Source organism: Luteimonas sp. e5 (genome assembly GCF_054031035.1).
Genome location: NZ_JBSTRX010000002.1, coordinates 535,409 through 554,224, shown reverse-complemented (window position 1 = coordinate 554,224; position 18,816 = coordinate 535,409). Strand labels below are relative to the sequence as shown.

Sequence of the window (18,816 nt, the reverse complement as noted above, 5' to 3'; positions counted from 1 at the left end):
CACGGCATGTCTGAACCTTCCGCATCTTCCTCTGCAACCGCAGTGCGCAGTGGTGCGCTGGCGCTGACCTGGACCGGCAAGCGTTTGCCGCTACAGGTGCTGCGCAGCGCGGCCGGCCACTACATCGGCACACAAGACGACGAAGGCCCGGTATCGCGGGAGTCCGTCGAGTATTTCCCGACCCACCTCGCAGCACAGCGCGCCCTGGATACCCATGCCTGGACACAGCGCGCTCACCCCTGATTCCCACCCTTCAAGGAGTTCTCTCATGAATCTGTCTTTGCCCGAAGACGTGCTCGATCAGATGGCGCTGGAACAGGCGCACTTCGACGCTGCACCGCAGGCCTTCTTCGAGGCCTGGAAGCGCGGCGCGCAGATCGCCGGCCACGAGTGGTTCGGCGACGGCACACGCGAAGGTCTGCAGCGTGCCACCACCAAGTGGGACCTGCGGCCCAACATGCTGATGCTCAACGACGCCCTGAGTGTGCTGAGCAGCGGCCAACGCATGTTCCTGTCCGCGATGGTGAGCTTCTACAACTCCCGCGAGGGCGGCGCGATGCTCAAGCGTTGCGGCTTCGAGGGGCTGTCCGACTTCGGCGGCCTCGATCTGGAACGGCGCCAGGTCATCGCTGACCTCACGCTGCACTACAACGGCTGGTGAGCCGCGCCTGGCAACCCACCGTCTTTTCATCCCACCCCACGAGGGACATGCGTCCCCGTTCGGGGCCATGTCCCTCCTTCTTTTCGCAGGAGCGGCCATGTCCCGAATCACCATCTTCCACTGACCTGCACCGCCCGCCACCAGGGCGGCCCGACGCCGCGGCCGGTTGACCGGCTGCCACTTCATCCACTCGCTGGGGTTCAATCCCCGGCAGGGGATTGCCTCGGCCATCCTCTGCTGGAGGAATCCCATGTCCCATTCCAACAATCCCTTCGTCCGCGGCTACGATGGCCTGTCCGTGCAACGGCTGCTGGCGATTTCCTACGACGACGACTGCCCGCTGAGCTATCTGCCGCTGCACGTCTCGCAGTCGCACCTGTCGGACAGCCAGGTCGAGCGCCATGCCTGCGTCTTCTGCGACGACTTCGCGCTGATCACCGAGGGCCAGAACGTGCCGCCCGAGCTGGACGCGCAGTGCCCCAGCCACGGCATCGCCCGAAACCTCGTCTACGCCGTCATGGCCGAAGAGGCCGGCCAACCGCTGCACGTCGGCGATACCTACTCCGAGGAAGCCGCGCGCGAGGTGGTGCGGCGCCTGCGCTTCGAGACCGGCTTCTACAGCCGTGCCTGGGAAATCAGTTCGGCGCACATCACCGAGGAGGCCGGCCGCTTCCTCGCCGAACTGGCGGACATCGCCACGCCGAGCGGCTTTCTGTTCGTCGCCTTCCGCATTCCCTACAGCCCGGCGGTCGGCGTGAAGCTGATCGCCACCCCCTGGACGGATGCGAACCTGCAGCATGTCGAGGGCATCGCTGCCGAAGAGCTGCGGCAGGAGCACCGGGCCAAGGGCATGCCGGAGTCCCTCGTGGAAGTGTTGCACCTAGCTGCGCTGGCCGACGTTCGCATGTTGGTGTTCGATGCCGACGCGCCCGTGCTGGACGGACTGACGCTCTACGACGACGAGTAACCCCCTCTTGAGCCCCGTGCGGGGCTCTTCTTTTCCGCGGAACGCGGTGCCGGCGCGTTGCCGATTCCAGGCGGACGGCCGCCGCCATGTGCCGCACGCTGGCCGCATGTTCGCTGGCGTTGCCGGCAGCATGCCCAGGCAGTCGAGACCTTCGAGACTGCGGCGCGGTTCGCCGTGCTGGTCGCTTCTTTCGCCGGACGCATACCGCGTCCATCCACCTCACCCTCAAGGGACATACCTCCCTTGCGGGCGGGAGTCCCTTGGTTGCCACAAGGAGTCTCCCCATGGATACCCAAGCCATCCGCGCACAGATGCCGACGCTCGTTGTCGGTCATGTGCCTTCCAACGTCCGTTCGTTCAAGTTCAACATCTTCGACGGCCAGCCCAAGGTTTCGACGCTGGGCTTTCACATCGACCCGAAGCCTTTCGAGGGCAAGGTCATCGCCACCACCGACGAGGCCATCGTCGTCAAGACGGGGCGAGCCGAGTTCGCGGTGCTCGATCGAACGCTCGTGACCGAGGTGCCCGACGAGGGCGCCAAGGTGCAGGTCGAACCCTATGTCAGACGCCGCTTCGACGGTCAGCGGGCGGACACGCCCGAGGAGCAGACCGTCGAGTTCACTGCCGACGGCCAGCCCTACACGGTGAAGCGGTTCGTGCTCGGTTCCGCACCGGCGAAGCTGCCGATCCCCGAGCCGCGCTGCCCCGAGCTGCAGGAACTGATCGACCAACTGGAGCAGTTGCCCGCTCCCGACGGCTTCCGGCGCATCACCCACATGCTGGTGGATGCCGGTGCGCGGGACATCACCTGGGTCGATCCGCTGCCCGCCGACATCATCCGCACGCCGCCGGCCATCGGCTTCACCGTCGCCACGATGAAGTTCCAGGGTTGCGTCACCGTGCTGTATGAGCGTGGCCTCGACCACTACGCGGTGGAGCTGCGCCGCGACGGCGAGCTGATTGAACGGGTCGATGAGGTGTTCTTCGACATCCTCGGCGAGACGCTGGAACGTCTGATCGACGACGGAAGCTGGAGGCGCATCCGCGTGCAGTGCCTGTCGGGTCGCAAGGCTGTCCGGCACTGACCTCTCAGCAGCTTCCCGCCCTCGCGGCGGGAAGCCTCTCTTCCTGCCCCCTTGGAGATCACACCCATGACTGTTCGATTCAAAGGCACGGAGCTGCGGCCCGTGCTCGCCGAAGCGGTGGCGAATCAATGCCGCGTCATCCTGGTCAAGGATCAGGGCGTGTACTTCCTGGCCGAGTGCGGCGAGCGCCGATCCGATGGTCGCCAGAAGACCATCGCCTATGCCGCCGGCTGCAACCCGGATGTCGATGCCTTCGACGACTGGTGGGAGCTGGCGCGTGCCGCGTTCGGTGGCGACGACTTCGGCGAGTTCTTCGATCCGCAGGAGGGCGTGTTTGTGCGCATCCTGCGCAGCGAGGACGACCTCGACGTGTCCGCCACCGCGACACACCTGTCGCTGCAGGCGGTTCCACCCACGCCCAGCGGTAACTGACCGCCCATCCCTGGCCCCCGCTCCGGGGGCCTCTTTCTTCCGGGCAATGCGGACAGCCGCGAGTGCCGATTGCCGCTCGCCTGCGCGCCGTCCCGGCGCCACGCTTCCGGCCATGTTCCGCTGACGTCCGTCAGCGACATGCCCAGGCAGCCACGATCTTCAAGGCTGCGACGCGGTTCCGACCGCGTTGATCACACCAGTTCGCACCGGCATCCATGCGCGAACGGCCATCGGTTCTCGATGGCGATGCCACCAAGCTGTTCCATCAACCCACGCGGGGGTTCCACACCTTCCCCGCCTTGGGTCGGGTGTGTCTCCGCCTCATTGTTCCCAGGAGATTCACCATGACCACTTCCAACGAAAAATCCTACTTCGATCTGCACATCACCGGCCTCGGGTATCTCAATCGCATCCGCGAAGTGAAGCCCAAGAAAGGCGATGCGTTCCTGGCCTGCGACATCGCGGCTCTGAACGGTCCCAGCGATGACGTCTCGTACGTGCGTTTCGACACGCGCGTATCGGGATCGGAAGCGCAGCACCTGGTGCGCCGCTGCATTCAGGCGGTCGACGCCGAGAAGAAGGTGATGATCGGCTTCCGCCTGGGCGACCTGTGGACCGACACCTTCACCTACTCCAAGGGCAAGCGTGCCGGCGAGCAGGGGGTGAGCCTCAAGGCCCGCCTGCTGTTCGTCAGTTGGATCAAGGTCGACGGCAAGCTCGTCTACAAGGCCGAACCAAAGCCGACCGAGACCGACGAGCGGGAGCCGGAAGTCCCTATGACGTCCGACGCGCCCGCTGCGCAGCAAGCCTCGGCACCGGAGCCTTCCGAGACCGTCGCCGATGCTGCCGACGACGCAGCCGATGCCCCCGCATTGGCCGTTGCCGAGTCGTTCTGATCCGCAAGGCCCCATCCCCGGGGCCTTGTCTTCTCTTCGTCCCAGGAGACCTTCATGATCACCATCCCCGGCCAACTGGCCATCAAGACCATCCACGGCAGGAACGGCGACTTCAACGTCGGCCGCCTGGCGACCTCGATCGGCGAGTTCGTCGTGAAGAACGCCGAACTCGATCAGTACCGCGAGGGCAAGTACGACGGTGATTTCGTCATCGTCGAGATTCGCCCCTCCACGTACAACGCCAACGGCCGCATGGTCATCGAGATCCGCGCTCATCTGGGCGGGATGACGCTATCCAACATCGACGCCCTGAGCCGCGACGAGGCCCGCCGGCTGAGTCCGCAGGAAGTCGATCCGATCGACGAGGAAGCGCAGACGCCCGCGCCAGCATCGCCCCCGGCCAAGCCGAAGGCGAAGCCGCGCAGTCCGCGTGATCCCCTGGTCGATACCACGCCGTTCGGCAGCGAACCGGCTCCCGTGTCCGCTGCGGCCTCGGCCGAGGCAGACGACGGGGCGCTGTTTGGTGCCTTGTGGCCCCTGGGCGAGACCGTGAAGCTCGATGCGACCGTGGATCGTCGTGTGCTGCGTCAGCAGCGCGACCGTCTCGACAAGCTCGGCTACGAGTTCGCTCCGTTGTCCCAGGACTGGCACCTCAAAGCTGCCTGATCCATCCGCCGCCTTGCGCGGCATTCCACCACCCGCCGGGGTTCTCCCCCGACGGGGAGGGCTCCGGCCATTTCTTCAAGGAGACCTTCATGGGCTGGACCTTCGTTCGTCAGACGCGCGATCAGTTGATCCGCGAGCTGCTCGCTCCGCAGGCATCCGAGCGCGCTTGCTGCGAAGTCATCGACCACACGCTGGACGGCGACGTTCTGTGGACCGTGGTTCGCGTCACCGCCAGGCAGGCGGGCGTCATGGGCCTCGCGGCCGGTGAGTCCGTCTGCTACATCGGCTGCCATCTGCTGGAAAGCTCGGGCGGCGATTGGGGCTACAAGTCCCTCGATGAGTCCGTGCACCCGTACTACTACTCGTGCCCGCTGCGCTATCTCGACATGGCGCCAGTGCAAAGCCCCGACTGGCGCGAGCGGGTTCACCTCTTCCACGCGGGCCGCGCTGTCTAGCGGCACGCATCTTCCTTCACCCAACCGGGGCGAGCATGGCCCCGCGGGCTGTGGTTGCTCCTTCATTTCCAAGAGGACATCACCATGCCTGCACCTTCTTCCGCGAAACCTCTGTACCGCATCGACGAATGCCCCGACCTCATGGCCGACGGTTGCGTCGGTGACGCGCAGGGCAATCTCGTCTTTCTCTCGATCTGGGCGCGCGACACCGCCGTTCAGGAGTTCCTCGCCCGCCTGACCCTCGTCCGGGATGAACAGGGGCTGGATCAGTTCCACGTCATCACCGAGCAGGGCGCATCCATCCCGGTCTTCGTCGGCAACGTCGAGAATCTGGAAAAGCGCATCACACGCGCCTACCGGCGCACGTTGTTCGGTTCGCTGACGAATGTGTGGCTGTTCGATCGTCGCTGCGTGAAGCCAGACAAGGCCAACGCCAGCGCGCTGGCGCTTCTGCCCAGGGATTCCGCTCACCGGCTCGACCGGCTGTGGACGCTGGTGCAGGACACCTGCCCGCTGCCACTGCTAGACCACTGGCGCGACACCGTGCTGGAGCTGTTGCAGACACGGCGGATGCTGACCGGTCTTCCCTTGGCCCTCGGGCCGCTGGAAGGCCATCGGCTGGCCCTCGATGTCCCGGCGCTGACGAAGGCGTTGGGCGACCTGATCCGCAACGGCACCCTCGGCGCCACGCAGTACGAACTGGCCGCGAACGCACCGCTTCGGCGTGTGGCGTGAGCCATCCCCACGGGCATGCGCGCCGCGCGTGCCCGCCTTACCTCATCCATCACCAGGAGAAATCCATGGCACTCATGTTTCCGCGCCTGGCGCGCAATTTCATTCGTAACGGCTACTTCCCCACCGACGAGCCGACGCTGGAGCGGGCCTTGTCCGCACTGGCGCCGTCTCCCGGCTCCATGTCCATCCTCGATCCCTGCGCCGGCGAAGGCGTGGCGATCGCCGAAGCCGCCCACGCCCTCGGGCGCGAGCAGGTCCAGGCCTTCGCCGTCGAGTACGACGCCGAGCGTGCCCGCCACGCGCGGCAACTGGTCGATCGCTGCATCCACGGTGACCTGATGGACACGCTGATCTCGCGCCAGTCCTTCGGGCTGCTGTGGCTGAACCCGCCGTATGGCGACCTGAGCAAGGACGTGAACGGCAACATCGGCTATCAGGGCCAGGGCCGTGCGCGGCTGGAAAAGCTGTTCTATCAGCGCGCGCTGCCGCTGCTGCAGTACAGCGGCGTGCTGGTCTTCATCGTGCCGTCCTACGTGCTCGACGCCGAACTGGTCGGATGGCTGACGCGCCATTTCGCCGACCTGCGCATCTACCGTGCGGTGGAAACGCAGTTCAAGCAGGTAGTGATCTTCGGCCGCCGGGTTCGCCAGCGCGACCAGGCGTCGGAGTCGGCCAAGGTCATGCGTGGTCTGCTGCTGCAGATCGGGCAAGGCGATGCCGAAGCCGATGAGCTGCCGCTCGAATGGCCGTTCCTGCCGTACACCGTCCCTGCCAGCCCGGCCGAGCCGGAGCACTTCTATCGCGTGACGATGGAGCCCGAGCAGTTCGCCGATGAAGTCGGCCGGCTGCAAGGACTCTGGCCGGCGCTCGATACGCACCTGGGCGCCGCGCAGCAGTCGCTGCGGCCACCGGCGCGGGCCTTGTCGCACTGGCATCTCGCCCTGGCCTTGGCCGCAGGCGCGATCTCCGGCGTGGTGAAGTCCAGGACCGGGCGCGTGCTCGTCGTCAAAGGTGATACCCACAAGGAGAAGACGCTCCAGACGGAGTACACCGAGCGCGACGACGGCTCCGTGGCCGAGACGCGCATCCTCACCGACAAGTTCGTGCCGGTCATTCGTGCATGGGACTTGACGCTGGGCTCGCCCACGTGGGGCGAAGTGCTGACCATCCGCTGATCGCTGTTCCCTGACGGTTCGCCGTCGCTTTCATCCACCCACCGGGGTCACGTTGCCCCGATGGGGGTGCCGTGGCCCCTTCTTCCAGAAGGAGAAACCACCATGGCACTCGCAGTCCTCAACCTCGCGTCACAAGCACGCTTTTCGCCAGGGCAGGTGGTCATGACCGCCGGCGTTGACGAGCTGGTCCGACAGGGCCGGCTCAACCCCTCGCCGTACCTGCGCCGCCATCTTCATGGCGATTGGGGCGACCTGGACGACAGCGATCGACGGCAGAACGACGCCGCGCTGCAATCCGGTGAGGATCGTCTGTTCTCGTCCTACCAGGTCACGCGCGACCTGAAGCTTTGGATCATCACCGAATGGGATCGCAGCGTCACCACGCTGCTGTTGCCCAGCGAATACTGATCCGCATCCAGCGGCCTCGCGCCGCATCTTTCTTCCCACCCAGGGGCATGTCACCGCCCCGTGGGGGAGGTGCATGCCTCATTTTTTTGGAGCATCACCATGTCCCTCGATCTCGAAACCGTTCTCGAAACCGCTGTGCAGGGCGACCTGCTCGAAGCGGCCGCTTCACCCCTCACGCTCAGCCTGCAGGACTTCGTATCGGAGTTCGGCGACGAGCTGCTCGATTCGCTCAACCGCGCCAATCCTCCGGTCTACACCGGCCAGGTGCGGGTGCATCGGCAAATGATCCTCGCCGCACTCAAGCGCAAGCTGTTCCCGGCGCAAGCCGATGTGGTCCACGCCGTCACCGAGCTGTTGGTCGACCGCGGCGAACGCGCCGCGATCGTCAATGGCGAGATGGGCTGCGGCAAGACGACGGTGGGTATTGCCACCGCCGCCGTGCTCAACGCCGAAGGCTACCGCCGCACCCTGGTGCTCTCGCCACCCCACTTGGTCTACAAGTGGCGGCGCGAAATCCAGGAGACGGTGGCCGGTGCCAAGGTCTGGGTGCTCAACGGCCCGGACACGCTGGTCAAGCTGCTGAAACTGCGCGAGCAGTTAGGCGTGCCGGCGCAGGGCCAGGAGTTCTTCGTCCTGGGCCGCGTGCGGATGCGGATGGGGTTCCACTGGAAACCTGTCTTCGTTCGGCGGCGCACGCCTCACGGCGACGTGGGGGCCTGCCCGGATTGCGGGCATGTCATCACCGACCTCGACGGCGAGCCGATCAACCCGGTCGAACTCGAAGGCGAGGAGTCCCGCCGCAAGTGCAGCCACTGCCGTGCGCCGCTGTGGACGCTGATCCGTCCCAGGGGCCTGTCCGCCAGCGACCAGTCCTCGACCGTGCTCAAGGCACTGAAGCGTATTCCAACCATCGGGGAAGTCACCGCGCAGAAGCTGATGCAGAAGTTCGGCGACGCCTTCCTCGCGTCGATGCTCGGGGACAACATCCACGAGTTCATCAACCTGATGGATGGCAACGGCGAGCTGGTCTTCTCGGACCGGCAAGCCCATCGCATGGAACGTGCGATGGCCAACATGGAGTTCGGCTTCGGCGAGGGCGGCTACCAGCCGTCCGAGTTCATCAAGAGGCAGCTTCCCCAAGGCACGTTCGACCTGCTCATCGCCGACGAGGCACACGAGTACAAGAACGGCGGCTCCGCACAGGGCCAGGCCATGGGGGTGTTGGCGGCCAAGGCGCGCAAGACACTGCTGCTCACCGGCACACTGATGGGCGGCTACGGCGACGACCTGTTCCACCTGCTGTTCCGAGCCCTGCCGGGGCGGATGATCGAAGACGGCTACCGGCCGACGAAGAGCGGCAGCATGACCTCGGCCGCGATGGCGTTCATGCGCGATCACGGTGTCTTGAAGGACATCTATTCCGAGAGCACCGGCACGGCGCACAAGACGGCCAAGGGCACCAAGGTATCGGTGCGCACGGTCAAGGCGCCGGGTTTCGGTCCCAAGGGCGTACTGCGTTGCGTCCTGCCGTTCACGGTCTTCCTCAAGCTGAAGGACATAGGTGGCAACGTGCTGCCGCCCTACGACGAGGAGTTCCGCGAAGTCGCGATGGACACGGCGCAAGCCGCGGCCTACCGCGATCTGGCGGGTCGCCTGACCCAGGAGCTGAAGCAGGCCCTGGCGAAGCGCGACACGACGCTGCTCGGTGTAGTCCTCAACGTGCTGCTGGCCTGGCCGGACTGCTGCTTCCGGTCGGAAACGGTGGTGCATCCGCGCACGCGCAACACCTTGGCGTTCGTGCCGGCTCAGTTCAACGAGCTGGAGGTGATGCCCAAGGAACGCGAGCTGATCGAGATCTGCAAGCAGGAGAAGGCAGAAGGTCGCAAGACCCTGGTCTATTCGGTCTACACCGGCACGCGCGACACCACGTCGCGTTTGAAGGTGCTGCTGGAGCAGGAAGGCTTCAAGGTGGCGGTACTGCGCGCGAGCGTGGATGCCTCCCGCCGCGAGGACTGGATCGCCGAGCAGTTGGACCGTGGCATCGACGTGCTCATCACCAATCCCGAGCTGGTGAAAACCGGCCTGGACCTGCTGGAGTTCCCGACCATCGTGTTCCTCCAGTCGGGCTACAACGTGTATTCGTTGCAGCAGGCTGCCCGGCGCTCCTGGCGCATCGGCCAGAAGCAGCCGGTGCGCGTGATCTACCTCGGCTACGCCAACTCCTCGCAGATGACCTGCCTGGGGTTGATGGCCAGGAAGATCATGGTCTCGCAGAGCACGTCGGGCGACGTGCCCGAGTCCGGACTCGATGTCCTGAACCAGGACGGCGACTCGGTGGAGGTGGCACTGGCACGGCAGTTGGTGCATTGAGCGTTGCTGAACTTGGCGGCCCCTTCGGGGGCCGCTTCCTTTTTACAGCAAAGCCCTCGGGCAGCACACAGCGGGGTGACCGCCGTGACGTATGTCATTGCTGCCCTGAAAATTCTGCACTATTCTGTCATAGTTTTACCTAGACTGGCCATCACCATGCCTACAAGTACCAGCGAGGGCGAGATCCTCACCCTCAAGCAGGTCGCAGAGTTCCTGAAGGTCACGGACCGGACGATCTACAGGCTGGCCGCAGCCAAGAAGATCCCCGCGTTCAAGGTTGGTGGGACATGGCGGTTCTCCAAGGCGGAGATCACTGAATGGATTCAGCAGCAAACGCAGGGCGGAAAAGCCGATAAGACGTAACCACAGGAGGATTTGATGACCCAGCAGGCCGAAAGCAGTGAGCAGATGGAGCAATCCCTGATCGACATCGCTGTCGAGAGTTGGCGTTTCTCGCGTCTGTTCGGAAAGGTCGTCAGCAAACTCGATGCGGGTGAGTCGGGCCGTTATGTCAATCAGCTCCGCTACTTCCAGAAGAAGGTCGAGGAGAGCCTCGACTCGAGTGGCCTCAAGCTGGTCAACGTCGAGGGGCAGCACTACGACGCGGGTATGGCGGCATCTGCTTTGAACCTCGGGGACTTCGGCCCTGACGACGTGTTGCTCGTCGATCAGATGGTGGAGCCAATCATCATGGGGCCGAACGGCCTGCGCAAACAAGGCACGGTAATGCTCAGGAAGGTGGAAGCATGAAGTACGTCGGTATCGACCTGGGCACGACCAACAGTGCCATCTGCTCTTTCGACGGCGAGTCGATCCGGCTCTACAAGAGTCCAGAACAGCACGACGTCACGCCGTCGGCCATCTTCATTGACCGGCGTGGCAACAAGTACGTCGGCTCGCGCGCCTACAACAATGCTGCCCGCAACCCCGACAACGCGGCGGTGCTGTTCAAGCGGCTCATGGGTACGAGCACGCCGGTCAAGCTGCCGGCGGTGAACCTCACCATGACACCAGAGGAATGCTCTGCCGAGGTGCTGCGTGCGCTGTACGGCTACCTGCCGGAAGAGATCCGGGGCGATGGCGACACCGGTACCGTCATTACGGTTCCAGCCGCGTTCAACCAGATGCAGAAGGACTCGACGATGGCTGCCGCTGATGCGGCTGGGCTCGGGCGAGTGGCCTTGATGCAAGAACCGGTGGCCGCCGTGATGAGCGTCATGCGGCAGCGAAAGAATGACGGCGTGTTTGTCGTTTATGACCTCGGCGGTGGAACGCTCGACATCGCAATTGCAGAGAGTATTTCCGGTCGCGTGACACTTCTCGCGCACGGTGGCATCGCCATGTGTGGCGGTCGCGACTTCGACCGGATTCTGTTCGACAACATCGTGAAGCCGTGGCTGCTGGAAAACTTTGATCTTCCGGAAGACTTGACGACCAATCCACAGTTCAAGTCCCTGCTGCGTATGGCCACATGGGCGACAGAGAAGGCAAAGATCGAGTTGTCGCAGAAGGAAGAGGCCGTCGTCAGTCTGCCCGAGACCGAACTCGGTGTCCGCGATCAGGCGGGTGAGGAGATTTACATCGATATCACCATTGATCGCAAACGATACGACGGTCTGATCGGGCCGAAGGTGGAAGAGACCATAGTGTCCGCCCGCGAAACCCTCGAAAAGGCTGGATTGAGCCCACACGACGTCGAGCGTGTTGTCTTTGTGGGTGGCCCAACCCACTACAAGCCTTTGCGTGACAAGGTGGCCTTCGAGCTCGGTATCGCGCCGTCCACCGATGTGAACCCGATGACCGCCGTTGCGGAAGGCGCAGCGGTCTTCGCCGAGTCCATCGATTGGGCGTCGCAAAGCCGTGGACGCAAGAGCGCCCGAGGAGCCATCAGCGCCGGTGGCGCGCTTGATCTGTCGTTCAACTACATCGCGCGCACGCCGGACTCGAAGGCAAAGATCGTCGCCAAACTGGGAAGTTCTGCTCCGGCTGGAGTCGAGTTTCAGATTGACAGTCTGGACACCGGGTGGTCTTCCGGACGCATCGCCCTGAAGGATGGCGCAGGTATCGAACTCAACCTGACCAAGCCTGGCGACAACACCTTCAAGGTGTTTGTGTTCGATTCCAACGGCGGGCCCGTATCGCTGCGTGAAGACAAGATTGTCATCGCACGCACCGCCTCCAGCATCGATGCGATCCCGGCATCGCATTCCGTCGGCGTGGAAGCGCGCGACAAGGTGGGCGGTCGCTTGAGCTTGGATTATCTCGTTCGGGAGGGCGATCAGCTACCCAAGAAAGGCAAGAAGACTTTCAAGGCGGGCGAGTCTCTCAAGGCTGGAAGTGCTGGGTCGATCAAGTTCAAGTTGTGGGAGGGCGACATCTCCGACCCCATCAACGACAACCGATTCATCGGCATGTTTGAGATCAAGGGAACGGATTTCGACGACGGTGTCATCGCCGCTGGCGCGGAGCTGATCTGCGAGTACGAAGTGCTCGACTCCGGCAACATCGTTCTGGAGGTTTCAGTCCCTTCAATCAGCGGTTCGTTCCAGAGCGGGCGTAACTTCTACTCCAGCCAGGAAGGCAAGGTCGACTACACCAACCAGGCGAAGAACATCCAGGAGCAGTCGGACCACACCTTGCAGCGGCTTGACGAGATGGCATCCAAGGTCGATGACCCACGTCTGGAGCAGGCTCGGGAGAAGCTGGAGCAGGCGGGCACTATCAAAACTGACGAGGCCGACCCCGAGACGGCCAAGCAGGCGATGGATCACGTTCAGGAGGCCAAACGGCTGCTGGCGCTGACCCGCAAGGAGCATCTGAAGGACATTCGCCAGCTGGAACTGGACAAGGCAGTCGATTTCTTCAACAAGGTGGTGCGCCAGCACGCCAGACCCACCGAAGCCTCGTCTTTCGACAACTTGGTCAAGACAGCGCAGCGCGCGATTGACAACAACAGTGGCGACTTCGAGTCGCACCTGGATGATCTGCGCGGTCGCAACTTCATGATCCTGTGGCGTCAGGATTGGTTCGTCATCGAGCGCTTCAAGTGGCTGGCCGAGGATACCTACCTCTTCCCAGATGCCCGCGAGCATGCCCAGCTGGTGGCTGCGGGAGCGGAGGCGTTGAAGGCCAATGACATCGACAAGCTTCGTGCTGTAGTAGCCCATCTCGATTCCATCCGCATCGGTTCTGCGGGTGAGGACGACATGCTTGCTGGCGCGAACATCGTGCGGAGTTGACCCATGGCACTCGATGCGTGGCTTCCCATCGGTTTCACGTTGCCCGACGGTGCGCAGGCGCGCGTCGCCCTGTTTGAAGGGGCGGACTGGCAGATCCTTGAGACCCAGGGTGGTGGGCGGGCGCTCGTTGTACGCGAGGCGCTAGCTCAGCATTGGGTAGATGCCGGGCTGATCGATGATGGGACCTTCAACGTCTTCCTGTTCGGCGATCAGCAGCTTCGGGCCATCTCGTGTGGTCCGAGCCAGACGCTGTGCCCGGTCAGCGAGGCGAAATCACCCGACACCAAGGCTGAGGCGCTCGCCTTTGCTCTTGCGTTGAAGGCAACACGCGATATCGATGCGGATTCGGCGCTCCAGGATGCGCTCTACGTTGAGAAGATCACGCGGCTGCTGCCAACCTACAGCATCAGCTCCAGAACTGGCGATGATGTCGTACTCGGCTACTGGCTGACGGGCGGCACCAGCATTCCGGCCACGTCCTTCCGCCGTCTCCGCCAGACCATGAGCTGGCTGGGCGCGAGCCATCTGAAGGATGTCGTGCAGGCAGCGGGCTTCGACGTCGCGGAAATCATTCCGTTGGAGCGCAAGCCAGCGGCGCCTGCCGAGAAAACGGAAGCTGCTCCTGCCGAGAAGGTGGAGGAAGTCAAGCGCGCCGAGCCGGAGCCCAACAAGGTCTTCGAACTCGCGGGGCGTCCCGAACTGGCGACCTTCTTCAACGAGCACATCGTTGACATCATTCTGCACCGCGACCGCTACAAGGCGCTTGGCATCGAATTCCCATCAGCCGTGATCCTGTACGGCCCTCCAGGCACCGGCAAGACCTTTGCGGTCGAGCGACTGGTTGATTTCCTCGGGTGGCCGAGCTTCCAGATCGACGCATCCAGCGTGGCCAGCCCGTACATCCACGAGACCAGCAAGAAGGTCGCCCAGGTGTTCGATAAAGCGATGGAAAACGCGCCATCAGTGCTCGTGATCGACGAGATGGAGGCGTTTCTTGCTGACCGCGAAATGGGATCGGGCCATCACCGCGTCGAAGAGGTGGCTGAGTTCCTGCGGCGCATCCCGGAGGCTGTGAAGAACGAGGTATTGATCATCGCGATGACGAACCGGATTGACATGATCGACCCCGCCATCCAGCGCCGGGGACGCTTCGATCATGTCATCAAGGTGGACTTTGCAAGCGAGCTCGAGGTGCTGTCGCTGCTGGACAAGCTGCTGTCAGCTTTGCCGAAGGAGTCAGACGTGGACTCCAAGCCGCTGGCGCAAGAACTCGCTGGACGACCGTTGTCCGACGTTGCTTTCGTTGTGCGGGAAGGTGCAAGGCTCGCAGCACGCTCTGGCAAGGAAAGGCTGGACCAGGCCAGTCTGCTGGCGGCTTTGCGCACGACACCTGCACGGGAACGTGAAGGCGGCGAAAAGCGGCGCATAGGATTTATCTAAGGGAGACACTGGTGGCAGCGGAGGAAGAAAACAACAAGAAAAATGAAGGCAAGGGCTTCGCCGGCCTTTCATCGCTCGTGTCCGACGTGGACACGACACCGCCACCCCCTGCGCCCAAGACGGAATCCGCCGGCTCTACGACATCCACCGGACGCCCAGCCTCGCAGGCTGCTCAACCGCAATCGCAGCAGCCGACTCAGCGTCAGGCGTATCAAGAGCCTCCGCAACCGTCTTCTGGCTCGTCTGGGGGCAAATGGATACTGGGCATAGCTGCCGTAGTTGGCCTGCTTTGGCTCATCGGCCAGTCCGATAAGAACACTCCGTCACCGTCTCCCGCCTATTCACCGCCCGCACAGAGTGCAGCGCCTAGCTATTCGCCGCCTGCTCAACCGCAAGCCCCCTCCGTGCCACAAGAATCAAAGCCGCCAGTAGGTCAGGACTTGGTGTTTTCAACGGCTCAGATTCGGTATTGCTTGGCCGAAGACATCCGTATGGAGGGCGCGAAGGCCGCTCTCAACAACTACAGCGACTCCGATGTCGATCGGTTCAATGCCATGGTGGCTGACTACAACAGTCGCTGTGGCAGTTTCCGCTATAGAAGCGGTGCTTTGGAGAGCGCACGCCGAGACGTTGAGCCGTATCGTGGCCAACTTCAGGCAGAAGGAAGGAGCCGATTCGCTCGTAGTTCATCCACGGGCTCCCTGTCGGCACCAGCACCAGCGCGTCCTGTTGCGGATGAGACGGTACGTGCCGTTCAGCAGAAGCTCAATGAGCTTGGCTACAGTGCCGGCCCAGCCGATGGGCTGATGGGAAGAGGCACTCGTGCTGCCATCATCGCTTTTCAGCAAGACAGAGGCCTGGCCGCAACTGGCGTAGCAGATCAGACGTTGCTGTTTCAGCTTCGGCAGATTCCTTCAGGTTCCGCTCGCGGATCAGGAGCCAACGCCCCAGTCGTCCAGGACACTCCATCACGATCCACGCCGACCACGGCTGCACCGCTGTTCGCTCCTCCATCACCAAGCGTGCAGAGATCAAGCCCTCCACCCAATTCATGGGTGTCAGGCTCGAACTGGTATTGCAAGGAGGGATTCCGGAAGGTCGACAGTGAGTGTGTGGCTCTTGTTGTTCCACAGAACGCCTTCGTGTCGGGATCGAATTGGTACTGTAAAGAGGGATTCCGGAAGGTCGACAATGAGTGTGTGGCTCTTGTTGTTCCACAGAACGCCTTTGTGTCGGGATCGAATTGGTACTGTAAAGAAGGATTCCGGAAGGTCGACAATGAGTGTGTAGCTCTTGTTGTTCCACAGAACGCCTTCGTGTCGGGATCGAATTGGTATTGCAAAGAGGGGTTTCGGAAGGTTGGCAGCGAATGTGAAGCTCTCGTTGTTCCACAGAACGCCTTCGTGTCGGGATCGAGTTGGTACTGTAAAGAGGGGTTTCGAAAAGTCGGCAACCAATGCGAGGCACTGGTCGTTCCACAGAACGCCTTCGTATCAGGATCGAATTGGTACTGCAAAGAAGGTTTCCGAAAAGTTGGCGACAACTGTGTTTCTGTCTTCGAACGGTGAGTGATTAACGATATGGCGTCGGCAGTCTGCTTCAAATGCGGTTCAGATAAGTCAGGCGCATTGCTCGCCTGCAGTGCATGCGGAACCACTCCTCGATTAAACAGCGAGCTGGCTTTGTCACTCGTGCTTACTGATCACCTCTCGTCGAAAACGCAGCTGGCACATTACAGCCACGAGCTTCGCAATCATTTGAAGCTTTCCGTGCCAGCTGATGCTTTGGCTCAGGCGCAAGAAGCTTTGAAGGACCCGCAGCTTATGGCGATGCTTGGTGCTCAACCGGCATCAGACGCATCTGCGAAGCCCGTGCCAACAACGGCATCTTCCCGCCCAATTGCTGCACCTCCTGCGCAACCGGCCAGGAATTCCCCATCTCCGCGAGCCCGAGTTCAACGCACACTGAAAACAACCGCACTCCATCAGACGCCCTTCGCGATTCTCGGTGTGACCACCCGCGACGACCGCAGGCGAATCGTTGAATTGGCTGAAGAGAAGTCTTTGGAGCTGGACCACGATGTCTGCCAGAAGGCACGCTCTGATCTAACGAATCCACGCACCAGGTTGAGCGCGGAGATCGCATGGCTTCCCGGCGTTTCTCCGCGAAAGGCATCCCAGCTCGTTGAAAACCTGCTCCATGATCCTATGGCGGTCAGGGAGGAGTCTGGCTTGCCCACGCTTGCACACTTGAATTTGCTTGCCGCCGCCTTCGAGGCGGTGGATAGCGAACACGATGCGGAAGATCTGGCGAGTTTCATTCAGGAGGTTGCTTACCTCGTGGATGAGATCGATCCCGAAGATGTCTTGCGCGACATCAATGAAGACCGTGCCGTCTCCGGCTTCCCGGAGGTCCGGGCACTTGACCAAATCGAAGCCGAACTGGCGGAACGTAAACGGTACTATCGCAGCGCCATCAAGGACGCCCTCGACAGGTTGCCACCTACGACGCTCGTCCAGGTCATGACGGACACAGTGGAGGGGGTTACGTTGGGCGGCGAGGATCACGCGCCCGAACTGATCGATGACCTCGTCGATAGCTACGAAGTGGAAACCCAAGGCTTTCTGCAGAAGGAAGCTGAGAACGTCCACAAGCTGATCAAAGCCGCCCGTGACTCGGCGAACTCGGGTGAAGCAGCCGTCAAGCCGTATGTGGACAAGCTTGATGCCGTGGCACGTAATTGGGACAAGGTCGCACAGCCTATCCAGCTGAGTGCCAAAGCGCGCGGCATCGATCATGAAGCAAGCCGTGACCTGGCCTACGAGATACGTAGCCTCGCCATCGACCTGTTCAACACGCATGACATGTTGACGCAGTCCCAACGGCTGACTGGTCTACTTCAAGAGTTGTTTGCCGAGCTACCTGAGGTATCCGAGCGCGTTGAGCAGGATGCGGATGCGCTTGCCGAAATCTTCCATGAGCGGAAGAAGGCGGTAGCACGCAGAGACGAATGGGCGCGTGAGATCACTTACCGCGCTGAAATTGGTGTGATGTTCAAGGACACCCTGAGTATTTCGCCCGATGGAATCTCATGGAAAAGGCAGAGTTTTTCTTTGGATTCGATCACTCGAGTTCGCTGGGGTGGTGTGCGCCACTCCGTCAACGGCGTGCCGACGGGGACGACCTACACCATTGCCTTCGGAGACAAGCGCTCGGAGGCGGTTGTCGAGCTAAAGAAAGAGGACATCTACAGCAAGTTTATCGACAAGCTCTGGCGAGCCGTGTGCGTTCGCCTGCTGGGTGAGATGCTGGAAGCGCTGAAGGATGGGCGGGACCTGTACTTCGGCGACGCACTCCTTCACGACGATGGCATCACCCTGGTGAGGCACAAATTTCTGGGTGCCAATGAAAGGGTGCGGTGCACGTGGGGGCAGGTGCAGATATGGAATGCTGATGGATCGTTCTGCATCGGGTCCAAGGACGACAAGAAAACCAATGTCGGCATTTCCTACATTCACGTCGCAAACACGCACATTCTGGAGCAGCTCATTCGCATGGCTTTCAAGAAGCCCGGACTGCGCCGACTGAGCGAACTGCTGCAATGACGTAATCCATTCGACTTTGGGGGCAGCTTATATGGGATTTTTATCAAACCTCTTCGGGGGCAACAAAGAAGACAAGGCGTTACGTGAGGCGCTTGCGCACATCCATCGCATCCTGGATGACGAAAAGTTCCAGTTGGAGCTCGTTCATCCAATGATGAAGGCGATGCTGGAATCTGCGCCTGCCTACGACAAGGACCCGAACGGCTCTGGCCCATTTGGCTTTACTGAGACGAACCCCATCCCGGTTAACGGGCCGATCGGTCAACTGGCATATCTGTCCAGACTCGAAACGCAGTCGGGGCAGCGCATCCTTTTTCATCGCCTCGGGGCCATCGATAAAGTGGACGTGTTTGAGGCCGTGACATTCGACGGAAGCGGATGGTTCATCTTTTTCGTTGACCTCTACCATCCACGGCGCTCGCGCCTGACCCCAGACGGCTTCCGATTCACGAAGGATGTCGCGCAGTTCTCCGGCTTCCACAAGTTCTGCGAGAACTTCCCATACGATTTCGTCGAGAAGAAGGCCTCAGAGCGGGAGTCTGGCTTGAGCATGGCGTACATCGCCATCAGCAAGGTGTTCGACCAAATCCAGAATCGTGTTTTCAACAGGCCACTGGCCCATAAGGCCAAGCTAGACCTCGTGAAAAGCCGCTTGTCGAGCTTCCAGACCCAATAGGCGATG

Annotated in this window: 19 protein-coding genes; all 19 read left to right on the top strand. The window is 62.1% G+C overall.

The annotated features are described in order from the left end of the window. Positions 1–6 precede the first annotated feature (6 nt). The 19 genes from ACW11F_RS08030 (at position 7) to ACW11F_RS07940 (ending at position 18,810) form a co-directional block, all read left to right on the top strand. Positions 7–243 carry a hypothetical protein gene (locus ACW11F_RS08030; RefSeq protein ID WP_016446173.1) on the top strand — a complete coding sequence of 79 codons (237 nt, stop codon included), beginning with the start codon at positions 7–9 and terminating at the stop codon, positions 241–243. A 25-nt stretch (positions 244–268) separates the two neighbouring features. Further along, the gene (locus tag ACW11F_RS08025; protein ID WP_151609309.1) at positions 269–661 is read left to right on the top strand and encodes a hypothetical protein; all 393 of its coding nucleotides are present in this window, start codon (positions 269–271) and stop codon (positions 659–661) included. A 250-nt stretch (positions 662–911) separates the two neighbouring features. Continuing rightward, positions 912–1,628 carry a DUF5983 family protein gene (locus tag ACW11F_RS08020; RefSeq protein ID WP_073651856.1) on the top strand — a complete coding sequence of 239 codons (717 nt, stop codon included), beginning with the start codon at positions 912–914 and terminating at the stop codon, positions 1,626–1,628. A gap of 284 nt (positions 1,629–1,912) precedes the next feature. Next, complete coding sequence (locus ACW11F_RS08015; protein ID WP_161773227.1) at positions 1,913–2,713, top strand: GTPase; 801 nt, start codon at positions 1,913–1,915, stop codon at positions 2,711–2,713. Between the two features lie 66 nt (positions 2,714–2,779). After that, on the top strand, positions 2,780–3,145 hold the full coding sequence (locus ACW11F_RS08010; protein ID WP_073651854.1) for a DUF3085 domain-containing protein: 366 nt from the start codon (positions 2,780–2,782) through the stop codon (positions 3,143–3,145). Positions 3,146–3,489: 344 nt separating this feature from the next. After that, on the top strand, positions 3,490–4,041 hold the full coding sequence (locus tag ACW11F_RS08005; protein WP_164926433.1) for an STY4534 family ICE replication protein: 552 nt from the start codon (positions 3,490–3,492) through the stop codon (positions 4,039–4,041). A gap of 54 nt (positions 4,042–4,095) precedes the next feature. After that, entirely contained in the window at positions 4,096–4,707 is a 612-nt protein-coding gene (locus ACW11F_RS08000; RefSeq protein WP_015038889.1) for a DUF3275 family protein, read from the top strand. An 89-nt stretch (positions 4,708–4,796) separates the two neighbouring features. Then, positions 4,797–5,162 (top strand): hypothetical protein, encoded by a 366-nt coding sequence (locus ACW11F_RS07995; protein ID WP_151023703.1) that lies wholly within the window; start codon positions 4,797–4,799, stop codon positions 5,160–5,162. An 84-nt stretch (positions 5,163–5,246) separates the two neighbouring features. Continuing rightward, positions 5,247–5,897 carry a hypothetical protein gene (locus tag ACW11F_RS07990; RefSeq protein WP_151023704.1) on the top strand — a complete coding sequence of 217 codons (651 nt, stop codon included), beginning with the start codon at positions 5,247–5,249 and terminating at the stop codon, positions 5,895–5,897. A gap of 65 nt (positions 5,898–5,962) precedes the next feature. Then, positions 5,963–7,072, top strand: coding sequence for a DUF6094 domain-containing protein (locus ACW11F_RS07985; RefSeq protein ID WP_161773230.1), 1,110 nt, complete (start codon positions 5,963–5,965; stop codon positions 7,070–7,072). A 102-nt stretch (positions 7,073–7,174) separates the two neighbouring features. Beyond that, the gene (locus tag ACW11F_RS07980) at positions 7,175–7,480 is read left to right on the top strand and encodes a hypothetical protein (RefSeq protein ID WP_219796655.1); all 306 of its coding nucleotides are present in this window, start codon (positions 7,175–7,177) and stop codon (positions 7,478–7,480) included. 99 nt (positions 7,481–7,579) lie between these two features. After that, complete coding sequence (locus ACW11F_RS07975; RefSeq protein ID WP_456996349.1) at positions 7,580–9,850, top strand: helicase-related protein; 2,271 nt, start codon at positions 7,580–7,582, stop codon at positions 9,848–9,850. Between the two features lie 84 nt (positions 9,851–9,934). After that, entirely contained in the window at positions 9,935–10,213 is a 279-nt protein-coding gene (locus ACW11F_RS07970) for a helix-turn-helix domain-containing protein (RefSeq protein ID WP_305954240.1), read from the top strand. 15 nt (positions 10,214–10,228) lie between these two features. Further along, positions 10,229–10,600, top strand: coding sequence for a hypothetical protein (locus ACW11F_RS07965; RefSeq protein ID WP_138411749.1), 372 nt, complete (start codon positions 10,229–10,231; stop codon positions 10,598–10,600). Then, positions 10,597–13,089, top strand: coding sequence for an Hsp70 family protein (locus ACW11F_RS07960; protein WP_456996348.1), 2,493 nt, complete (start codon positions 10,597–10,599; stop codon positions 13,087–13,089). The genes ACW11F_RS07965 and ACW11F_RS07960 overlap by 4 nt, the downstream gene beginning before the upstream one ends. A 3-nt stretch (positions 13,090–13,092) precedes the next feature. After that, a complete protein-coding gene (locus tag ACW11F_RS07955) occupies positions 13,093–14,529 on the top strand; it encodes an ATP-binding protein (protein ID WP_456996347.1) in 1,437 nt (478 codons plus the stop codon). Positions 14,530–15,002: 473 nt separating this feature from the next. Further along, the gene (locus tag ACW11F_RS07950; RefSeq protein WP_456996346.1) at positions 15,003–16,097 is read left to right on the top strand and encodes a peptidoglycan-binding domain-containing protein; all 1,095 of its coding nucleotides are present in this window, start codon (positions 15,003–15,005) and stop codon (positions 16,095–16,097) included. Then, positions 16,098–18,134, top strand: a complete 2,037-nt coding sequence (locus ACW11F_RS07945) for a hypothetical protein (protein WP_456996345.1) — start codon at positions 16,098–16,100, stop codon at positions 18,132–18,134. A 31-nt stretch (positions 18,135–18,165) separates the two neighbouring features. Continuing rightward, complete coding sequence (locus ACW11F_RS07940; protein WP_456996344.1) at positions 18,166–18,810, top strand: hypothetical protein; 645 nt, start codon at positions 18,166–18,168, stop codon at positions 18,808–18,810. Positions 18,811–18,816 lie beyond the last annotated feature (6 nt).

Bases quoted from the DNA above. Each gene is read 5' to 3' on its own strand.
- ACW11F_RS07995 (WP_151023703.1), top strand. From the start codon at position 4,797: ATGGGCTGGACCTTCGTTCGTCAGACGCGCGATCAGTTGATCCGCGAG.
- ACW11F_RS08030 (WP_016446173.1), top strand. From the start codon at position 7: ATGTCTGAACCTTCCGCATCTTCCTCTGCAACCGCAGTGCGCAGTGGT.
- ACW11F_RS07990 (WP_151023704.1), top strand. From the start codon at position 5,247: ATGCCTGCACCTTCTTCCGCGAAACCTCTGTACCGCATCGACGAATGC.
- ACW11F_RS08025 (WP_151609309.1), top strand. From the start codon at position 269: ATGAATCTGTCTTTGCCCGAAGACGTGCTCGATCAGATGGCGCTGGAA.
- ACW11F_RS08010 (WP_073651854.1), top strand. From the start codon at position 2,780: ATGACTGTTCGATTCAAAGGCACGGAGCTGCGGCCCGTGCTCGCCGAA.
- ACW11F_RS08000 (WP_015038889.1), top strand. From the start codon at position 4,096: ATGATCACCATCCCCGGCCAACTGGCCATCAAGACCATCCACGGCAGG.
- ACW11F_RS07940 (WP_456996344.1), top strand. From the start codon at position 18,166: ATGGGATTTTTATCAAACCTCTTCGGGGGCAACAAAGAAGACAAGGCG.
- ACW11F_RS07985 (WP_161773230.1), top strand. From the start codon at position 5,963: ATGGCACTCATGTTTCCGCGCCTGGCGCGCAATTTCATTCGTAACGGC.
- ACW11F_RS08005 (WP_164926433.1), top strand. From the start codon at position 3,490: ATGACCACTTCCAACGAAAAATCCTACTTCGATCTGCACATCACCGGC.
- ACW11F_RS07980 (WP_219796655.1), top strand. From the start codon at position 7,175: ATGGCACTCGCAGTCCTCAACCTCGCGTCACAAGCACGCTTTTCGCCA.
- ACW11F_RS07960 (WP_456996348.1), top strand. From the start codon at position 10,597: ATGAAGTACGTCGGTATCGACCTGGGCACGACCAACAGTGCCATCTGC.
- ACW11F_RS07975 (WP_456996349.1), top strand. From the start codon at position 7,580: ATGTCCCTCGATCTCGAAACCGTTCTCGAAACCGCTGTGCAGGGCGAC.
- ACW11F_RS07965 (WP_138411749.1), top strand. From the start codon at position 10,229: ATGACCCAGCAGGCCGAAAGCAGTGAGCAGATGGAGCAATCCCTGATC.
- ACW11F_RS08015 (WP_161773227.1), top strand. From the start codon at position 1,913: ATGGATACCCAAGCCATCCGCGCACAGATGCCGACGCTCGTTGTCGGT.
- ACW11F_RS07955 (WP_456996347.1), top strand. From the start codon at position 13,093: ATGGCACTCGATGCGTGGCTTCCCATCGGTTTCACGTTGCCCGACGGT.
- ACW11F_RS08020 (WP_073651856.1), top strand. From the start codon at position 912: ATGTCCCATTCCAACAATCCCTTCGTCCGCGGCTACGATGGCCTGTCC.